General features: G+C 69.1%; 19 protein-coding genes. 7 read left to right on the top strand and 12 right to left on the bottom strand.

The window, feature by feature from the left end; genetic code table 11:
* Window positions 1-2 precede the first annotated feature (2 nt).
* From A5727_RS04345 to A5727_RS04330, 4 genes are all read right to left on the bottom strand, one after another.
* On the bottom strand, window positions 3-185 hold the full coding sequence (locus tag A5727_RS04345; RefSeq protein WP_068245052.1) for a rubredoxin: 183 nt from the start codon (window positions 183-185) through the stop codon (window positions 3-5).
* A complete protein-coding gene (locus A5727_RS04340) occupies window positions 182-367 on the bottom strand; it encodes a rubredoxin (RefSeq protein WP_068245049.1) in 186 nt (61 codons plus the stop codon). The genes A5727_RS04345 and A5727_RS04340 overlap by 4 nt, the downstream gene beginning before the upstream one ends.
* Window positions 364-1,581, bottom strand: coding sequence for an alkane 1-monooxygenase (locus tag A5727_RS04335; protein WP_068245046.1), 1,218 nt, complete (start codon window positions 1,579-1,581; stop codon window positions 364-366). The genes A5727_RS04340 and A5727_RS04335 overlap by 4 nt, the downstream gene beginning before the upstream one ends.
* A gap of 161 nt (window positions 1,582-1,742) precedes the next feature.
* Window positions 1,743-3,233, bottom strand: a complete 1,491-nt coding sequence (locus A5727_RS04330) for an amino acid permease (RefSeq protein ID WP_068245037.1) — start codon at window positions 3,231-3,233, stop codon at window positions 1,743-1,745.
* 60 nt (window positions 3,234-3,293) lie between these two features.
* On the opposite strand from A5727_RS04330, the gene A5727_RS04325 reads away from it, so the two are divergent.
* Window positions 3,294-4,679, top strand: a complete 1,386-nt coding sequence (locus A5727_RS04325) for an NAD(P)/FAD-dependent oxidoreductase (protein WP_068245034.1) — start codon at window positions 3,294-3,296, stop codon at window positions 4,677-4,679.
* Here A5727_RS04325 and manA read toward each other — a convergent pair.
* From manA to A5727_RS04305, 4 genes are all read right to left on the bottom strand, one after another.
* Window positions 4,676-5,902, bottom strand: coding sequence for a mannose-6-phosphate isomerase, class I (manA, locus tag A5727_RS04320; RefSeq protein WP_068245032.1), 1,227 nt, complete (start codon window positions 5,900-5,902; stop codon window positions 4,676-4,678). The two genes, A5727_RS04325 and manA, sit on opposite strands and share 4 nt — an antisense overlap.
* A gap of 41 nt (window positions 5,903-5,943) precedes the next feature.
* Window positions 5,944-7,026 (bottom strand): TobH protein, encoded by a 1,083-nt coding sequence (locus A5727_RS04315; protein WP_068245029.1) that lies wholly within the window; start codon window positions 7,024-7,026, stop codon window positions 5,944-5,946.
* The gene (locus A5727_RS04310; RefSeq protein ID WP_068245345.1) at window positions 7,023-8,429 is read right to left on the bottom strand and encodes a phosphomannomutase/phosphoglucomutase; all 1,407 of its coding nucleotides are present in this window, start codon (window positions 8,427-8,429) and stop codon (window positions 7,023-7,025) included. Before A5727_RS04310 ends, A5727_RS04315 begins: the two co-directional genes overlap by 4 nt.
* Before the next feature lie 122 nt (window positions 8,430-8,551).
* Window positions 8,552-8,986: a DUF3499 domain-containing protein gene (locus A5727_RS04305; RefSeq protein WP_082949591.1), complete on the bottom strand. Its 435-nt coding sequence runs from the start codon at window positions 8,984-8,986 to the stop codon at window positions 8,552-8,554.
* Window positions 8,987-9,163: 177 nt separating this feature from the next.
* Here A5727_RS04305 and A5727_RS04300 point away from each other — a divergent pair, with 177 nt between their 5' ends.
* On the top strand, window positions 9,164-9,586 hold the full coding sequence (locus tag A5727_RS04300; RefSeq protein WP_068245009.1) for a metallopeptidase family protein: 423 nt from the start codon (window positions 9,164-9,166) through the stop codon (window positions 9,584-9,586).
* A 162-nt stretch (window positions 9,587-9,748) separates the two neighbouring features.
* Here A5727_RS04300 and A5727_RS04295 read toward each other — a convergent pair whose 3' ends face one another.
* Window positions 9,749-10,003 carry a WhiB family transcriptional regulator gene (locus A5727_RS04295; RefSeq protein WP_231991950.1) on the bottom strand — a complete coding sequence of 85 codons (255 nt, stop codon included), beginning with the start codon at window positions 10,001-10,003 and terminating at the stop codon, window positions 9,749-9,751.
* Between the two features lie 423 nt (window positions 10,004-10,426).
* Between A5727_RS04295 and cofD the strand changes: the two genes are divergently transcribed.
* From cofD to A5727_RS04280, 3 genes are read left to right on the top strand one after another with little or no spacing between them, the layout of a single operon-like run.
* A complete protein-coding gene (cofD, locus tag A5727_RS04290; protein WP_068245003.1) occupies window positions 10,427-11,416 on the top strand; it encodes a 2-phospho-L-lactate transferase in 990 nt (329 codons plus the stop codon).
* Window positions 11,413-12,762, top strand: coding sequence for a coenzyme F420-0:L-glutamate ligase (locus A5727_RS04285; protein WP_068245000.1), 1,350 nt, complete (start codon window positions 11,413-11,415; stop codon window positions 12,760-12,762). The genes cofD and A5727_RS04285 overlap by 4 nt, the downstream gene beginning before the upstream one ends.
* The gene (locus A5727_RS04280) at window positions 12,759-13,298 is read left to right on the top strand and encodes an NUDIX hydrolase (protein WP_068244997.1); all 540 of its coding nucleotides are present in this window, start codon (window positions 12,759-12,761) and stop codon (window positions 13,296-13,298) included. The genes A5727_RS04285 and A5727_RS04280 overlap by 4 nt, the downstream gene beginning before the upstream one ends.
* Before the next feature lie 87 nt (window positions 13,299-13,385).
* Here the strand turns inward: A5727_RS04280 and manB are convergent, their stop codons facing one another.
* Genes manB through rfbD form a run of 3 tightly spaced genes read right to left on the bottom strand, consistent with a single transcriptional unit; the run spans window position 13,386 to window position 16,229 of the window.
* Window positions 13,386-14,471 carry a mannose-1-phosphate guanylyltransferase gene (gene manB / locus A5727_RS04275; RefSeq protein WP_068244994.1) on the bottom strand — a complete coding sequence of 362 codons (1,086 nt, stop codon included), beginning with the start codon at window positions 14,469-14,471 and terminating at the stop codon, window positions 13,386-13,388.
* The gene (locus A5727_RS04270) at window positions 14,468-15,346 is read right to left on the bottom strand and encodes a glycosyltransferase family 2 protein (protein ID WP_068244991.1); all 879 of its coding nucleotides are present in this window, start codon (window positions 15,344-15,346) and stop codon (window positions 14,468-14,470) included. Before A5727_RS04270 ends, manB begins: the two co-directional genes overlap by 4 nt.
* Before the next feature lie 25 nt (window positions 15,347-15,371).
* Window positions 15,372-16,229 carry a dTDP-4-dehydrorhamnose reductase gene (gene rfbD, locus A5727_RS04265; RefSeq protein ID WP_068244988.1) on the bottom strand — a complete coding sequence of 286 codons (858 nt, stop codon included), beginning with the start codon at window positions 16,227-16,229 and terminating at the stop codon, window positions 15,372-15,374.
* A 68-nt stretch (window positions 16,230-16,297) separates the two neighbouring features.
* On the opposite strand from rfbD, the gene A5727_RS04260 reads away from it, so the two are divergent.
* On the top strand, window positions 16,298-17,761 hold the full coding sequence (locus tag A5727_RS04260; RefSeq protein ID WP_068244982.1) for an LCP family protein: 1,464 nt from the start codon (window positions 16,298-16,300) through the stop codon (window positions 17,759-17,761).
* 13 nt (window positions 17,762-17,774) lie between these two features.
* Window positions 17,775-18,482: a TIGR03089 family protein gene (locus A5727_RS04255; protein ID WP_068244980.1), complete on the top strand. Its 708-nt coding sequence runs from the start codon at window positions 17,775-17,777 to the stop codon at window positions 18,480-18,482.
* Window positions 18,483-18,499 lie beyond the last annotated feature (17 nt).

Genomic DNA, 18,499 nt, shown 5'->3' with positions numbered 1-18,499 from the left:
TGTCACGGCCTGGCGACTTCGACCATCTCGAAGTCGGACTTGGCCGCCCCGCAGTCCGGGCAGCTCCAGTCGTCGGGGATGTCGTCCCATCGGGTTCCCGGCGCGATCCCGTCCTCAGGCCAGCCCTTGGCCTCGTCGTACTCGAATCCGCACTGCACGCACACGAACAGCCTGTAGTCGTTCACTGGGTCACCTCGTTCCTGTTCTGCACGGGCTCGAAATCGATCTTCTCGCGCACCCCGCAGTCGGGGCAGGTCCAGTCGTCGGGAATGGCCTCCCACGCCGTGCCGGGCGGAAAGCCCTCCCGGGGTGCGCCTTCGGCCTCGTGGTAGACGTAGTCGCAGACCGGGCAGCGGTGACTGGTCATGCCGCCACCTCGGACCGCCCGTAGCGCGCCAGGACCTTGTCGCGCATGCGCGGGTGGATGTTGACCCGGCTGAGGTCGCCGTCGTAGTGCGCGAGCACCCGGTGATCCATGACGCGGCGCCACAGTGGCGGGAAGTAGGTCAGGGCGATCATCGAGGCGTATCCACTCGGAAGGTTCGGGGCGCCGTCCATGCTGCGCAGCGTCTGGTAACGCCGGGTCGGATTGGCGTGGTGATCACTGTGCCGCTGCAGGTGGTACAGGAAGAGGTTGGTCACGATGTGATCGGAGTTCCAACTGTGCTCCGGGGTGCAGCGCTCATACCGCCCGCTCGCGGTCTTCTGCCGCAGCAGGCCGTAGTGCTCGAGGTAGTTGACGGTCTCCAGCAGTGTGAATCCGAAGACCGCCGAGATCACGATGTACGGGATCAGTGCCAGGCCGAACACCGCGATCAGCGCGCCGTAGAGCACCACCGACATCACCCACGCATTCAGCACGTCGTTGGACCAGTGCCACGTCGGCTTGCCGGCCCGCTCCAGTCGCTTGGCCTCCAACTCCCACGACGACGTGAGGCTGCCCCACACACTGCGCGGCAGGAACTCCCAGAACGTTTCGCCGAAGCGCGCCGACGCCGGATCCTCAGGGGTGGCCACGCGCACGTGGTGCCCGCGGTTGTGCTCGATGTAGAAGTGGCCGTAGCAGGTCTGCGCCAGGGTGATCTTCGACAACCAGCGCTCCAGCGCGTCCTTCTTGTGCCCGAGTTCATGCGCGGTGTTGATGCCGATGCCGCCCAGCACGCCGACCGAGAGCGCCAGCCCGATCTTGGTGGGCCAGTTCAGCCCGCCGTCGAAGCCCAGCCAACCCAGGTCCGATGCGGTGAACAGGTAGGCGCCGAAGATCACGCTGGCGTACTGGAACGGGATGTAGGCGTAGGTGCAGTACCGGTAGTACCTGTCGTTCTCCAATCGCTCCATCACCTCCTCCGGCGGGTTCTGGCCGTCGGGGCCGAACTTCAGGTCGAGCAGTGGCAGCAGGATGTAGAGCAGGATCGGGCCGACCCAGAACGGGATCGTGGCCGCGACGTGCCAGCCCGCACTGTTGAGCGCCCACACCAGCGGCAGCATCACGAACAACGCGGTGGGGGCGATCAGGCCCATCAGCCACAGGTGACGCTTCCTGTCACGCCAGACTTCCGGGTTGGCTTCCAGCGATGTCACGGGACACCTCCTTGTGAGAGCGATCACGGCTACCCCTGGACTATATGCGGCCTTTTGTCGCCTGTCTAGACATTGGATATGGTTTTGTAAACCTGATCGGCCCGCGAGCGCGCGACCACGCGCACAGTGAGCGGGTGACAACGAGGTGGGCCGCAGGCCCCTTACGGGGTGTCCGACGGCAGCGCGCCGTCGCGCTCCCGCCGCCCCAACACCGAATGCCTGCGGCCGTAGGCGTAGTAGATGACCACGCCAAGCGCCATCCAGATCAGGAACCGGATCCAGGTCAGGGCGGTCAGATTCAGCATCAGCCACAGGCAGGCCACGATCGAGATGATCGGCAGCAGCGGCACCCACGGGACCCGGAACCCGCGCTTGAGATCGGGCCGCGTCCGACGCAGCACAATCACGCCCGCCGACACCAGCACGAACGCGAACAGCGTCCCGACGTTCACCATCTCCTCGAGCTTGTCGATGGGGAACACCGAGGCGGCCACCGCGATCAGCACCGCGACGATCACCGTGATGCGCACGGGTGTGCCGTGCGGGCCGGTCTTGGCCAGCTGCCGCGGCAGCAGGCCGTCCCGCGACATCGCGAAGATCACCCGCGACTGGCCGAGCACCAGCACCATGACGACGGTGGTCAACCCCGCCAGCGCGCCGATCGAGATCACCGTGGCCGCCCAGTCCACGCCGTTGGCGGCGAACGCGGTCGCCAGGTTGGCCTGCCCGTGCTCCCCCGACTTCAGCTCGGTGTAGGACACCATGCCGGTCAGCACCACCGACACCGCGACGTAGAAGACGGTCACGATGGCCAGCGTCGCCAGAATGCCGCGGGCCACATCGCGCTGCGGGTTCTTGGTCTCCTCCGCGGTCGTCGCGACGACGTCGAAGCCGATGAAGGCGAAGAACACGATCGACGCACCAGCCAACAGGCCGTACCAGCCGTAGTGGCTGCCCTCGGCCCCGGTCAGCAGTGAGAACAGGGACTGGTTGACACCCGAACCGGACTCACCGCCTGACTCGGCGGGCGGGATGAACGGCGTGTAGTTGGCGGCCTTGATGTAGAACGCCCCGACCACCACGACCAGCAGCACGACCGCGACCTTGATCGCGGTGATGGCGGCCGAGAAGTTCGACGACAGCTTGGTGCCCAGTCCCAGCAGGGTCGCGACGATCGCCACGATCAGCAGCGCACCCCAGTCCACATCCAGCGGACCCACGGCCGTGACGCCGCCCGAGAAGCCGAACACCGTGCCCAGATAGGACGACCAGCCCTTGGCCACCACGGCCGCCCCGATCGCGAACTCGAGGATCAGATCCCATCCGATGATCCACGCGATGAACTCGCCGAAGGTCGCGTACGAGAACGTGTACGCGCTGCCGGCGACGGGCAGCGTGGAGGCGAATTCGGCGTAGCACAGCGCCGCCAGCCCGCACGTCACCGCGGCCAGGAGGAACGACACGGAGATGGCCGGACCCGCGATGTTGCCAGCGGTGGACGCGGTGACCGTGAATATGCCCGCGCCGACGACCACCGAGACGCCGAAAACGGTGAGATCCCACCACGTCAGGTCCTTGCGAAGCCGGGTCCCCGGTTCGTCGGTGTCGGCGATCGACTGTTCGACAGACTTTGTTCGCCAGCGCGTCGTCACAGGATCGTCACCTCTCGATATGGGCCGGTTTCGGCAATGTACCCACTACGGTGGCGTTCGATGACCAGGACTCCCAAACTCCGGCCGAAGCATGCGGCGATCATCGGCGGGAGCGTCGCCGGACTGTGCGCCGCCCGTGTCCTGTCCGACCACTGCGACCGTGTGACGCTGTTCGAACGCGACGAACTGCCCGACCAACCGGTCAACCGCAGCGCGATCCCTCAGGGTCAGCATGTGCACCTGCTGATGGCCCGCGGCGGTGAGGAACTCGAGAAGCTGTTCCCCGGCATCCTCGACGAGATGGTGGCCGCCGGCGTTCCCGTCGTGCGCAACGATCCGGACTCGATCCACTTCTCGGCGGCCGGGCACGTGCTCGGCACGGGCAGAACCCTGGAGTCGACGTACACCGCCTACGTCCCCAGCCGCGCTCAGCTGGAATGGCAGATCCGGCGCCGCGCCACCGCGCTGCCCGGGGTCGAACTCGTCAACCGTGGCGTGGCCCATCCCCGATTCGACCGGGCCGCCGGTCGGGTCACCGGTGTCGTGCTCGACGACGGCGTGACCGTCGATGCCGATCTGGTGGTGGATGCCTCGGGTCGCGGCAGCCGGCTCCCGGTGTGGTTGCAGGAGTGGGGTTTCGAACGCCCTCGCGAAGACTCCGTGAAGATCGGCGTCACCTACGCCTCGCATCGGGTGCGCATCCCCGAGGGCATGATGTCCGAGAAGATGGTCCTGATGAGTGCCGGGCACGACCAACCGCTCGGCATGGGCATGCTGTTCCACGAGGACGGCGTGTGGACCGTGACGGCCTTCGGCGTGGGCAGGGCCGAGCCGCCCAAGGACCTCGACGGCATCCGCGATCTGGCGGACGCGCTGCTGCCAGCACACATCAGCACCGCGCTGCGCGCCGGAGAACCCGTGGGCGAGATGAACTTTCACCGCTACCCCACCAGCAGGTGGCGCCGCTACGACAAACTCGACCGCATGCCCGAGGGCATCATCCCGTTCGGCGACGCGGTCGCGAGCATGAATCCGACCTACGGGCAGGGCGTCACCCTGACCGCCATCCAGGCCGCCAACCTGCGGTCAGTGCTCGAGGGCGGCGGCGACGTGGTCACCAAACTGGCGCGCAGCACCGCGCGAAGCACGTTCCCGGTGTGGACCATGAACGCCGTCGCCGATTACGTCGGCCACAACGCCGAGGGTGAGCACCCGCGCTGGTACGGCCCCATGTTCGGACTGTTCGACCAGTTCCTCGGCGCGGCGGAGACCGATCCTGTTCTCGCCGAATGGTTCCTGCGCCGCACCAGCCTGCTCGACAGCCTCTACCTGCGCCCGTCACCGCGACTGGTGGGGCGGGCGGTGCGGCACAACATGCGCGCATGGCTCGCCGAACGCCGCGGTGGGCGCGCAGGCGCGCCCGTCGCGGTCACCGAAGCCGGCTAGATCCCGACCGTCGCCCGGAACAGCGTCGCGGTGCGGTCGGCAACCAGCCGGATGGGTCCCTCGTCCGCCGGAACCCACGCCGCAGAACCGCGTTCGAGCCTCAACTGGCCAGACTTGGCGACCACGTCCACATCGCCGTGTGAACAGATGAGGATCTGCGGGCCTTCGTGCGCACACGGTGCATCCACCTCATGTCCGAGGTCGGCGCCCTCGAGATGCAGGACCGACACCGCGAACTCGGCGGCCGGAGTCAGGTAGCTGCGCTCGATCCCCTCCTGCTCGATCCGAGGGTGCAGATCGTCGGCAGTTGCCGGGGTGAAGTTCAGCACGCGCAGCAGTTCCGGGACGTCGACGTGTTTGGGAGTCAGTCCACCGCGAAGCACGTTGTCGGAGTTGGCCATCACCTCCACGCCCACACCCTGCAGGTAGCTGTGCAGATTGCCCGCCGGCAGATAGATGGCCTCGCCCGGTTCGAGGTGCACGCAGTTCAGCAGCAGGGCCGCCAGCACCCCGGCGTCGCCGGGATAGCGTTCGCCGAGTTCCAGGATCGTTCTGGCCTCGGCGGCGAACTCCGGTGCGCCCGACTGGACGTAGTTGATCGCACCCTCGAGGACAGCGGGCACCAGGACGTCGAGTTCAGGCTGCGGCAGCGTGATCCAGGTGGTGAACAGCGCGCGCAGGCCGTCAGACTCGGCACCGCCCGACAGCAGCGCGGCGTACGGGTCGAGCTCGGAGACGCCCAGAGCGCGCAGCAGTTCCACGGTCTGGGCGACCGGCCGGAACCCGGCCATCGCATCGAAGGGCTCGAGGGCGATCAGGATCTCCGGTTTGTGGCTTCGATCGCGGTAGTTGCGCACCGGGGAGTTGAGCGGAACACCCAACCGGTCCTCGCGGGCGAACCCCTCGACGGCCTGCTCGGTGCTCGGATGTGCCTGCAGCGACAGCGGTTCGTCGGCGGCCAGCACCTTGACCAGGAACGGCAGCACATCGCCGAAGCGGGCTCGAACCGCCGGGCCGAGCTGCCCCTCCGGGTCCGCACGGACCGCGTCCAACAGGCTGTGCTCACCGTCGGGCGTCTGCACCCAGGCCGGATCGGCCGGATGCGCACCCAACCAGAGTTCGGCCTCGGGATGAGGTGCCGGCACCGGCCGTCCCGTGAAATCCGCGATCGCGGTTCTCGATCCCCAGGCGTATGTCCGTACCGCCCCACGCAGCAGGTCCACTAGTCGATCCCCTGTGTCTGTTCAGTCTCCATCCGGTGTCCTCAGCCCCTCACCAGACGCAGATACACGGCTGCCATCTCCAGCCGCACAGCGAGCGTAGCCAACTGCTGTTCGGGCCGGCCGTGCGACAGGGCCGTGGGGTCGCCGGCCAGGTCCGGCACGTCCTGCGCACCGACGACGTCGACATCGTCGAATCCGGCGACCCGGGCGGCCACCGCCGCCCGCTCGGTGGCCAGGGCCAGCGCCACGACCCGCAGGCGCGCGGGCAGCGGTCCGTCGAGCTCCTCGTCGTGGAACAGGGCGTCGACCGGGTCGGCCCCGCCGCCCGTCTCCGCCGCCGAGCGCAACGCCACCAGGCCGTCCGCCAGTCCACCGGCGGCCACCGGCTGCCCGGTGAGCCGCAGGAAGAACGAAGCGGCATGGCGGGCCAGGGCCAGCACCGCGGGGCTGTCCCCCACGAACGCGGCGCCGCGGTCGCCGATCCGGTCCGCGAGCGACTTCGCGGCGTTGGTGAAGACCTCGCGCGCGGCGCTGTTGCGCAGCGCCTCGGCGTCGAGGTCGTCGGCGAGCCCCGCGAGGTCGACGCGCACGCCGGGGTCGACGGCCTGGGCGATGGCCAGGCCCGCGGCCAGATAACGGCACAGGCCGAACCCGTCGGGCACCCAGACCCGCGGGGGCAACGCCACCGCACGCCCGGCGGACGCATCCCGAAGCGGCCCCTCCGCGGGCGCGACGACGACGACCCGGGCACCGCGGCGCACGCCCGTGGCCGCCGCGGTGACCAGCACCGGGTCCGCGGGGTCGTCACCGGCGACCACCAGCACATCGAGTGGCCCGATCCACTGCGGCACCTCGGCGGCAGGCACGATCGGTTCGGCGGCGACACCGGAGAGGATGGCCGCGAGCATCACCCCCGCCGACTCGGCGGTGCCGCGGCCCGACACCCAGATCAGTGAGCGGGGGCGGTCGCCGTGCAGCGCATCCAGCACGCCCTCGTCGACGGCCGCGGCAGTGGCCCGCACCTGAGCGCCCGCCATCGACGCCGCGCGCAGCAGGCCGTCGCGGTCGGCGGCGATCAGGCCCGCCGCGTCGTCGAGGTCGACGGAGGAGCGGGTGGCGTTCACGGGACCGCCTCAGCCGGCGACTCGAGTACGGCGATCTGCGCATCCACGTCGCTGACGATCGCGGCGACCTCGTCGGCCGTGCGGGCCTCGACATTGAGCCGCAGCAGCGGTTCGGTGTTGGAGGTGCGCAGGTTGAACCAGGCTCCCTCGCCGAGATCGACTGTCACACCGTCGAGATGGTCGATCGACTGGATGCGCGTTCCGAACGCCGTGAGCACCGCCTCGACGCAGGCGGGTGCATCGCGGACGGTGAAGTTGATCTCGCCGGAGGCTTCGTAGCGCTGATAGTCAGCGGTCAGCTCCGATAGGGGGCGATCTGAACGACCAAGCGCGGCAAGGACATACAGTGCTGCAAGCATTCCAGAGTCGGCGCCCCAGAAGTCGCGGAAATAGTAGTGGGCCGAGTGTTCGCCACCGAAGATCGCCCCGGTCTCGGCCATCAGGGCCTTGATGTAGGAGTGACCGACGCGCGAACGCACCGGCGTGCCACCGCGTTCGACGATCAGTTCGGGCACCGCCCGCGACGTGATCAGGTTGTGGATGACCGTGGCGCCGATCTCGCGAGTGAGCTCACCCGCGGCCACCAGGGCCGTGACCGCCGAGGGCGACACCGGTCGGCCCCGTTCGTCGACGACGAAGCACCGATCCGCATCCCCGTCGAACGCCAGGCCGATGTCGGCACGCTCGGCGACGACGAAGTTCTGCAGATCGACCAGGTTCGCCGGGTCCAGGGGGTTGGCCTCGTGATTGGGGAATGTGCCGTCGAGTTCGAAGTACAGCGGCAGCACCGTGAGCGCATCGATCGCCTCGAGCACAGCCGGCACGGTGTGTCCCGCCATACCGTTGCCCGCGTCCACCGCCACCCGCAGGTTCCGCAGCCCGGTGACGTCGACGATCGAGCGCAGGAACGCGCTGTAGTCGGCGAGCACGTCGCGGTCCGACACCGTTCCCGCCGGTCCGTTGTGGCTCGGCACACCGGCGATGACGTCGTCACGGATGGCGGCGAGCCCGGTGTCCTGCCCGACGGGCTTGGCCCCGGCACGGCACAGTTTGATCCCGTTGTAGGCGGCCGGGTTGTGGCTCGCGGTGAACATCGCGCCCGGACAGTCCAGCAGCCCGGAGGCAAAGTAGAGCTGATCAGTGGACGCCAGGCCGATCCGCACCACGTCGAGCCCCTGTTCGGTGACTCCGTCGGCGAACGCCGCCGCCAACTCGGGCGAACTCTCCCGCATGTCGTACCCGATCACGACCTGCGTCGAGTCATCCCGCACCAACCGCGCGAATGCCGCGCCGACCGCGGCCACGAACGGCGCGGTCAGCTGCTCCCCCACCAGGCCCCGAACGTCGTACGCCTTGATGACGCTGTTGACCGCGTCTGCGGCGAAACCGGGGTGACCCGACATGAAGAACTCCTGACAGAACACGACGGCCGTGACGCCGCCAACCACAACGAGAACGTGTCTGCCAGCCTAGCGGTCGCCGCGCCGTCCGAGGCCGCTGTCGAATCGCGTGCGGGCCGCGCGACTCAGTCGCTGGGATCCGGCAGAACGCGCAGGTGTCCGCGCCGGCGTCCGACGCCTGTCGCGCGGTGCGGAGGCGGAGCGAGGACCGCGCTGGACTGCGCCGCGGGCTGGTGTCCGGCGGGCTCGGAGAACCCTGCGACGGGCACCGTCCGGGCCGGGGCCTCGCGTCCTTCACGGACAGCGTCGGCCAAGGCCACCAGGTCGTCCTCATCGGGAAAATCGGGCTGCGCGGGCAGCGGGCCCGAATGCCGGACCAGCTCCCACCCCCGCGGCGCGGTGATGCGCCCGGCGTGGGAGACGCACAGATCCCACGAGTGCGGCTCGCGCACGGTGGCCAGCGGCCCCACCACGGCGGTCGAATCGGCATAGACGAACGTCAACGTCGCCACCGCATAATGGGGGCACCCGGGCCGGCAGCAGCGACGGGGAACATTCACTCCGTGAGGCTATCGTGCGGATTCCGTTCGGTCGCGTCGGACACGCGCACACGACGCGGCGCTGCCGAACCGTTACCTGGCCCCCTCCGCAGCGCCCGATACGATCAGCCGATGGCCGATTCCCGCAGATCTGGGCGTGACCGGTCGCGCCGACGGTCGACGCGGCACGGCCGGGAGGTGCGCGGCCCGTTGCTGCCCCCGACGGTTCCGGGATGGCGCAGCCGCGCCGAACGCTTCGACATGGCCGTGCTCGAAGCCTACGAACCCATCGAACGCAGTTGGCAGGAGCGCCTGACGGCGTTGGACATCGCGGTCGACGAGATTCCCCGCATCTCACCGCGCGATCCCGAGAACGTACAGTTCCCGCCCGAGGTCATCGCCGACGGTCCGATCGCGCTGGCGCGCCTGATGCCCGCCGGTGTCGACGTCCGCGGAAACGCCACTCGCGCGCGAATTGTGTTGTTCCGCAAGCCCATCGAACGTCGCGCCAAGGACACCACGGAACTCGGCGACGTGTTGCATGAGATTCTGGTGGCCCAGGTGGCCACCTATCTCGGCGTCGAACCCTCGGTCATCGACCCGACGTTCGACGAGGACTGAGCCCGCCGCCACCGGTCGCTGGTCGGCACGCACAGCGAAACGCCCGCCTCCGGCGTCACTCCCGCCGATGTGAGTGGCCACAGCGGGATTCGTGCCGAGACGGGCGAGCGGAAACCGACCCCCTGTCGACCCGCGAACCGCGGGCCGACCTCAGAAAGTTAGCTAGATGATGCCGCGCTTGAGGCGGCGGCGCTCACGCTCGGACAGACCGCCCCAGATGCCGAACCGTTCGTCGTTGGCCAACGCGTATTCCAGGCACGCATCGCGCACCTCGCAGCCCAGGCAGATGCGCTTGGCTTCACGGGTGGATCCGCCCTTCTCCGGGAAGAAGGCCTCCGGATCCGTCTGCGCGCAGAGCGCCCGCTCCTGCCAGTCATCGTCCTCAGTTGCCGACGCCGGGCCGAAATCGTCTGGCACCAAACTCAAGTGAGGACGGCCTGCCGCGCCCACCGAGACCGAGTCCGTAATGGTGTGCGGTGCACTTCCCAGTGAGCCGTAAAGGTGCTCAAAGGACATGTTCCGCCTCCTCACCTTTGGTTCGTGAATTCGTGAAATGTCGCCCAGTATTGTTCTGTGGCCATCCCATTCGAACATACGATCGAATCTCGGTCTGCGACACCGGAACCGGCCGGCCAACCTAGAAATGACACTGATGTGATTAGACACGCGTTAGCTGCTGGGGTCAAGCGCTGTGGTCGAAATTCATAGCACCAATTTCCGAGAATTCGGCGTGGCGTTGCCTGGGCGTGTCGTGTGAGTAATCGCACTGAGATTTCTGCGTGTCGATCGGCGCACACCAGTTGGGCGCCAGCTCGGGTGCACCGCCTAGTCTCGTTCGATGTGAGGATCACCGTACTGGTCGGCGGAGTGGGCGGCGCCCGCTTCCTGTTGGGCGTTCAGCGATTGCTGGGCTTGGGGCAGTTTGCGGGCGGCCAACCGCCGGCTCATGAGCTCACCGCGGTGGTCAACATCGGCGACGACGCCTGGATGCACGGCGTGCGAATCTGCCCGGACCTCGACACCTGCATGTACACCCTCGGCGGCGGCATCGACCCCGAGCGGGGCTGGGGGCACCGCGACGAGACCTGGAACGCCAAGGAGGAGCTGGCGGCCTATGGCGTGCAGCCCGACTGGTTCGGCCTGGGCGACCGCGACCTCGCGACCCACCTGGTGCGCAGCCAGATGCTGCGCGCCGGGTATCCACTCTCCGACGTCACCGAAGCGCTGTGCGTGCGCTGGCAGCCCGGTGCGCGCCTGCTCCCGGCCTCCGACGACCGCTGCGAGACCCACGTGGTGATCACCGATCCGGAGTCCGGGGATCGGCGCGCCATCCACTTCCAGGAGTGGTGGGTGCGCCACCGGGCCAAGGTGCCCACCCACAGCTTTGCGTTCGTCGGCGCGGAGAAGGCCACCGCGACCCCCGCCGTCACCGCGGCCATCAACGATGCCGACGTGGTGTTCCTGGCGCCGTCCAACCCCGTCGTGAGCATCGGCGCGATCCTCGCGATCCCCGGTGTCCGCGGCGCGTTGCGTTCCACGTCCGCACCCGTCGTCGGGTACTCCCCCATCATCGGCGGAAAGCCGTTGCGCGGCATGGCAGACGAATGCCTCTCGGTGATCGGGGTCGAGTCCACCTCGCAGGCCGTCGGAGAGCACTACGGCGCCCGTTCCGGCACGGGTGTCCTCGACGGCTGGCTGGTGCACGACGGCGACCACGCGGCGCTCGACGGAGTCGCCGTGCGCTCGGTCCCGCTGCTGATGACCGATCCCGACGCCACCGCGCAGATGGTCCGCGCGGGCCTGGAACTCGTCGGAGTGGACGCGCCGTGACCGTCGAGCACGGAGCCGCCGCCGCCGTCGAGATCCTGCCCGTCTCAGACCTTCCCGACTTCCGTCCGGGCGACGACCTCGCGGGGGCGATCGCGGCCTCGGCCTCCTGGCTGCGCGACGGCGACATCGTGGTCGTCACCAGCAAGGTGGTCTCGAAGTGCGAGGGCCGCATCGTGCCCGCCCCCACGGATCCCGACGAGCGGGACGCCCTGCGGCGCAGGCTCATCGACGCCGAGGCTGTGCGTGTGCTGGCACGCAAGGGCCGCACCCTCATCACGGAGAACGCCTACGGGCTGGTCCAGGCGGCCGCGGGCGTGGACGGTTCGAACATCGGCAGCGACGAGCTGGCCCTCCTGCCGGTCGACCCCGACGCGAGCGCGGCGCGGCTGCGCACCGCGCTGAGCGAACGCCTGGGCGTCACCGTCGGCGTGGTCATCACCGACACCATGGGCCGAGCGTGGCGCAACGGCCAGACCGATGTCGCCATCGGCGCCGCGGGCCTGTCGGTGCTGTACGGGTATGCCGGCGCCGAGGACACCCACGGCAATGAGCTTCTGGTCACCGAGGTTGCCGTCGCCGACGAGGTGGCCGCGGCGGCGGACCTGGTGAAGGGCAAGCTGACCGCGATCCCGGTCGCCGTGGTGCGCGGCCTCAATCTCGCCGACGACGGTTCCACGGGGCGCCGGCTGGTGCGGGCGGGCGAGGAGGATCTGTTCTGGCTCGGGACGGCCGAGGCGATCGATCTGGGCCGCCGCCAGGCCCAGCTGCTGCGACGTTCGGTGCGCAGGTTCGCCGCCGACCCGGTGGATCCCGACCTCATCGAGAGCGCCGTCGCCGAGGCGCTCACCGCTCCGGCGCCGCATCACACGCGACCGGTGCGCTTCGTCTGGCTTCGAGACAACACCCGTCGAACCGCGCTGCTGGACCGGCTCCGTCAGCGCTGGCGCGCGGATCTGGCGGCCGACGGCAGGGACGCCGAGTCCGTCGAACGCCGCGTGGCCCGCGGTCAGATCCTCTATGACGCACCCGAAGTCGTCATCCCGTTCATGGTCCCCGAGGGGGCACACGCCTACCCGGACGAGGCCCGCACCGCCGCCGAGCACACCATGTTCACTGTCGCGGTCGGTGCGGCCGTGCAGGGGCTGCTCGTCGCCCTGGCGGTGCGTGGGGTCGGAAGCTGTTGGATCGGTTCGACGATCTTCGCGGCCGACGACGTGCGCGCAGAACTCGACCTGCCCGCGGACTGGGAGCCCTTGGGTGCCATCGCGATCGGTCACCACCCCGACGAGGAGCCGCCTGGGCCCCGCGATCCCGTGCCCACCGCCGACCTGCTGGTGCTGCGGTGACACTTCGCGAGTCCGTGATCGCGACGCTCTCCGACTGGGCCGCACCCGATCCCGCGCAGGACGCCCTGCGGCACGCCGTGCTCGCGTTCGTGGAGGCGCGGGAGGACGCGTGCCGGCGGGCGTGTGCGCCCGGGCACATCACGGCCTCGGTGGCGGTACTGGACCACACCCGCGAGCACGTGCTGCTCACTCTGCATCCCCGGCTGGGACGGTGGGTCCAGTTGGGCGGGCACTGTGAGGACACCGACACCGACATCGTCGCGGCCGCACTGCGCGAGGGCACCGAGGAGTCCGGTATGCCGGGCCTGGACATCGATCCGAATCTCACGGCGCTGCATGTCCATCCGCTGACATGTTCGCTGGGCGTGCCGACCAGGCACCTGGACATGCAGTTCACCGCCTACGCCCCGGCCGGTGCCACTCCGGCGATCAGCGCCGAGTCACTGGATCTGCGGTGGTGGCCCGTGGCCGCACTGCCGTCCGGCACCGATGACGCCCTGGCACAGCTCGTCGCCCACGCCCGTGCGCTGGGCTGATTTGTGCGGAATTGCCGGTGTTTCAACGAAAAACACTGCAGATCCGCACATTTTCAGAACTGAGCCCGCGAGCGGTCGCGGGAAAGACTAGACGTCGCTCGAGTAGCGAATCCCGCAGTCCGGCAACACGACCCCGGGCCACACCCGGGCACCGCGCAGCAGTTCACACCGCGCTCCGATGACCGCGCCGTCGCCGATCACACCGTCACGGATCAACGCCCGCGGACCGATATGCGCGCCGAAGCCGACGATCGACCGTTCGATCATCGACCCCGCCTCGACCCGGGCGCCGTCGAAGATCACCGCACCGTCGAGTCGCACACCGGGGCCGATCTCGGCACCACGGCCCACGACGGTCCCGCCCACCAGCACCGCACCCGGCGCCACCGAAGCACCGTCGTGCACAAGGCTCTCCCCCCGCTGGCCGAGAAGTGCCGGCGAGGGCGCCAGCCCGCGGACCAGGTCCGAGGAGCCGCGGACGAAATCCTCCGGCGTGCCCATGTCGCGCCAGTACGAGGCGTCGACGTAACCGCAGATCTTGACGTCGTCGGTGAGCAGGGCCGGGAAGACCTCCCGCTCCACCGAGACCTCGCGTCCGCGCGGGATGCGGTCGATGATGTCGCGGTCGAAAACGTAACATCCCGCGTTGATCTGGTCGGTGGGCGGATCGTCGGTCTTCTCGAGGAAGGCCGTGACCCGGCCCTCGGCGTCGGTCGGCACGGACCCGAACGCACGCGGATCACTGACTCGCACAAGGTGCATCGACACCTGCGCGTCGTGGTTGTGGTGGAACCGCAGCAGCTCACCGAGATCCGCACCCGACAGCACGTCGCCGTTGAACACCACCGCGGTGTCGTGGCGCAGCTTGTCGGCGACGTTCGCGATGCCGCCGCCGGTGCCCAGGGGTTCGGGTTCGAAGACGTACTCGATCTGCAGGCCCAGCTTGGACCCGTCACCGAACTCATTCTCGAACACCGCGGCCTTGTAGGACGTGCCCAGCACCACGTGTTCGATGCCGGCCGCCGCGATCCGCGACAGCAGGTGGGTCAGGAACGGCAGGCCCGCGGTGGGCAGCATCGGTTTGGGCATCGACAGCGTCAGCGGCCGGAGCCGGGTGCCCTTACCACCGACGAGGACGACGGCATCCACCTTCTTGGGATCGAAGTCGCTCATGTCTTCCGCCTCCTCATCTCCCGCCGTGAGCGGCGCACGACGAGCCCTGATCGTACGGTGAGCGCGCTGCGCATCGCCCACCGCAGTGGCGCATTGCGCAGACCGGTGTGCCGGTCCGAGAGATAGGTCCAGGTGCTGTCGTGGTGCGCCGCGAGATTCCGGGCCGGATCCCGCCCCGTCGAGTGTCCCTTGGCGTGCAGAATCTCCGCCGACGGCGCGTAGACGTTGAGCCATCCGGCCCGGCCCAGGCGGTCACCGAGGTCGACGTCCTCCATGTACATGAAGTAGCGCTCGTCGAAGCCGCCGATGTCCTCGAACGCCGACCGGCGCACCAGAAGGCACGACCCCGACAGCCAGCCGACCGCGCGTTCGCTGGGCGTCTCGTGGTCCTGCCGGTAGGCGGCCGTCCACGGGTTGTTCTTCCAGAACGGTCCGACCACGGCGTGCATACCGCCCCTGATGATGCTGGGCAGGTGCCGTGCCGACGGGTACACCGAGCCGTCGGGGTCCCGGATCAGCGGCCCCACCGCGCCGGCTCGCGGCCAGCGTCGCGCGACCTCGATCAAGCTGTCGATGCTGCCCGGCGACCACACCACATCCGGGTTGGCGATCACGATGAACTCACCGGCATCCGGGCCGACCTCCGTGACTCCACGGTTGACCGCGGTGCCGTAGCCCAGGTTCCCGCCTGTGCGCAGCAGGCGCGCATTGGGGTAGCGCTCGACGGCGGCCTCGGGGGCCCCGTCGTCCGAACCGTTGTCGGCGATCACGACCTGCACGGGTCGGTCGGTGGCCACGGTCAACGACGACAGGAACCGCTCGAGATGCGCACCCGGTGAATAGGTCACCGTCACCACGGGCAGTTCGTCGGTCACGGCAGAAAGGGTAGCTGGCGAGGGGTCATGCCTCGGCGAGAGCCTGATCCACGGCGTCTGGCCAGGGCCGCAGCGCCGCGAGCCCGGCCGCGGTGGACAGCCGCGAGCCCAGCGCCGAATAGGTGGGTCGCGCCGCAGGCCGTGGGAACCGGTCGGTGCTCACCGGCCGGACCAGATCGGGGTCGGCCCCCACCGCGGCGTAGACCGCGCGGGCCTGCTCGTATCGACTGGCCGCGCCCCCATTGGCCGCGTGCAGCACACAGCCCTCGAGACCGTCATCGACAATCTGCAGCAGGGCCGTCACCAGGTCCCCGGTGTAGGTCGGCGAGCCGGTCTGATCGTCGACCACCTCTGCGCCCTCGCCGGCCCGCGCCCGCCGCGCCATCACCGCCGCGAAATCCGACCCGTCGGCGCCGGTGTACACCCACGACGTCCGAACCACCGTCGCCGTGGGCGCCGCCTCGAGCACCGCGTGCTCTCCGGCGAGCTTGCTGTGGCCGTAGACCGACAGCGGAGACGTGACGTCGTCCGGTTCGTAAGGCCTGGGGCCGGCGTCGCCGAAGTCACCGCTGAAGACGTAGTCGGTGGAGATGTGCACCACGTGCGCGCCGGCCCGCGCGCACGCCCGAGCGACATGGCCCGCACCGGTGCCGTTGACCGCGAAGGCCCGGTCCGGGTCACCCTCCGCGGCGTCGACGTTGGTCATGGCCGCGCAGTTGACCACGACATCGCCGCTGGTCAGTTCCGGCGCGGCGGACGGATCGGTGATGTCCCACTGCGCCGAGGTCAACGCCAGAACCCGCCGTCCCTCTCGCTCGGCGCGCCGCGCGAGGAAACTGCCGACCTGGCCTGCCGCACCCGTGATGACGATCCGCTCCGACACAACAGAAGAGTCTGGCACGCCGACCCCGGCTACCCGCCTCTGCCGGTGTCCGCAAGTAGCCTGGGCTGATGCCAGTCCGGGTCAGTCGCGTCATCGCGTCCGTGATTGCCGTCGCCATCGTGCTCGGCACGGGCGTGGCCTGGGCCAAGATCCGCTCGTTCGAGGGCGGGATCAACCACATCAGCACCGCGGCGCTCGGCGGCGGCGGTGAGGACGGCGCGATCGACATCCTGCTGGTCGGCGTCGACAGTCGCACCGATGCGCACGGCAACCCGCTGTCGGCCGAGGAGTTGGCAACCCTGCGGGTGGGCGACGACGTCGCGACCAACACCGACACCATCATCCTGGTCCGCATCCCCAACAACGGGAAGTCCGCGACCGCGATCTCCATCCCGCGCGACACCTACGTCGAGCTGCCCGACCACCAGGGCAAGATGAAGATCAACGGCGTGTACGGCGACGCCAAGCTGGCCACGATGAAGGAACTCATCGAGAACCAGGGCATGGACCCCGTCGAAGGTGAGAAGCGCGGCACCGAAGCCGGCCGTGAGGCTCTGATCGAGACCGTGGCACATCTGACCGGCGTGACTGTCGACCACTACGCAGAAATCGGCCTGCTCGGATTCGCACTGATCACCGACGCCCTCGGCGGAGTCGACGTCTGCCTCAAAAACGCGGTGTACGAACCTCTTTCAGGTGCCGACTTCCCTGCGGGCTGGCAGAAGCTGGACGGGCCGCAGGCGTTGAGCTTCGTCCGCCAGCGGCATGACCTTCCGCGCGGCGACCTCGACCGCGTGGTGCGTCAGCAGGCGGTGATGGCTTCGCTTGCCCACCAGGTGATCTCGAGCCAGACGCTGTCGAGTCCCGCGACGCTGAACCGGCTGCAGGAGGCCGTGCAGCGCTCGGTGGTGCTGTCCGAGGGCTGGGACATCATGAATTTCGTCGACCAGCTGCAGAAGCTGGCCGCGGGCAGCGTCGTGTTCGCCACCATCCCGGTGCTCGATGAGGCCGGGTGGAGCGATGACGGCATGCAGAGCGTGGTCCGGATCGATCCCGACAACGTCAAGGAATGGGTGCACAGCCTGCTGCAGGGCCAGGACGAGGGCAAGACCGAAGAGGTCGCCTACTCCCCCGACAAGACGACGGTCGACGTCATCAACGACTCCGACGTCGGCGGCCTGGCCGCCGCGGTCTCGCAGGTGCTGACGAGCCGCGGTTTCACCGGCGGCAACGTCGGCAACAACGAGGGCCCGAAGGTGCCCAACAGCCAGGTTCAGGCGGCCACCGTCGACGACCTCGGCGCACAGGCCGTCGCCAAGGAACTGGGCAACCTCCCGATCGTCGCCGACGGTTCGGTGCCCGAGGGGGCGGTGCGGGTCGTGCTGTCCTACGACTACACCGGTCCCGGGTCGGGGCTGGAGGGCTACTCGCCCGAGACCAGCGACGCGAGTCCGGTCGCCGCGGCCACGTCGGAGTCCCTGCCCTCACCCATCCTCACCGCGGGCTCCGACGACCCGCAGTGCGTCAACTGAGCCGAGGACACCGGTGCCGACCCTGACGGACGAGATCCTTGACCCCCTGATGCGGGACAACCCCGCGGGACCCCGCATCACCTATTACGACGATGCCACCGGTGAGCGCATTGAGCTGTCGACGGTGACACTGGCCAACTGGGCCGCCAAGACCGCCAACCTGCTGCGCGACGAACTCGGCGCCGACCCCTCGACGACGGTCGCCGTGCTGCTGCCCGCGCACTGGCAGACCGCCGCGGTGCTGCTCGGAGCCTGGTGGATCGGCGCGCAGGTGACGTTGACGGGTCCGGCGGACGTCGCGCTGTGCACCGCCGACCGCCTCCTTGAGGCCGAGGAGGCCGTGGGCATGGGCGAGATCGCGGTGCTGTCGCTGGACGCGTTCGGCAAACCGGTCGCGGATCTTCCGGTTGGCCTCACCGACTACGCGACGGCGGTGCGCGCCCAGGGCGACCAGATTGTGCCCGAACGGGTTCCGGGCCCGGCGTTGGCCGGTCGCACGGTCGACGAGGTGCTGGCCGAGGCGCGCGCGCAGGCTGCGACGCTCGGCCTCAGCGGCGCGGATCGGGTTCTGTCGACGCACGGCTGGGCCACCCCAGAAGACCTGCTGCGCAACCTGGTGGCGGTCCTGGCCTCCGGCGCCTCCCTGGTGCAGGTGGCCAACGAGGACGCGGCCACCCGGGAGCGCCGTGCGCAGACCGAGAAGGTCACCAGATTTCTGTGAGTTCGCTGGACGCGGAC

The organism is Mycobacterium sp. ACS4331, from assembly GCF_001667265.1.
Classification (GTDB): domain Bacteria; phylum Actinomycetota; class Actinomycetes; order Mycobacteriales; family Mycobacteriaceae; genus Mycobacterium.
The sequence above is the reverse complement of the archived record's forward strand: the minus strand, read 5'-3'. Positions and strand labels throughout refer to the sequence as shown.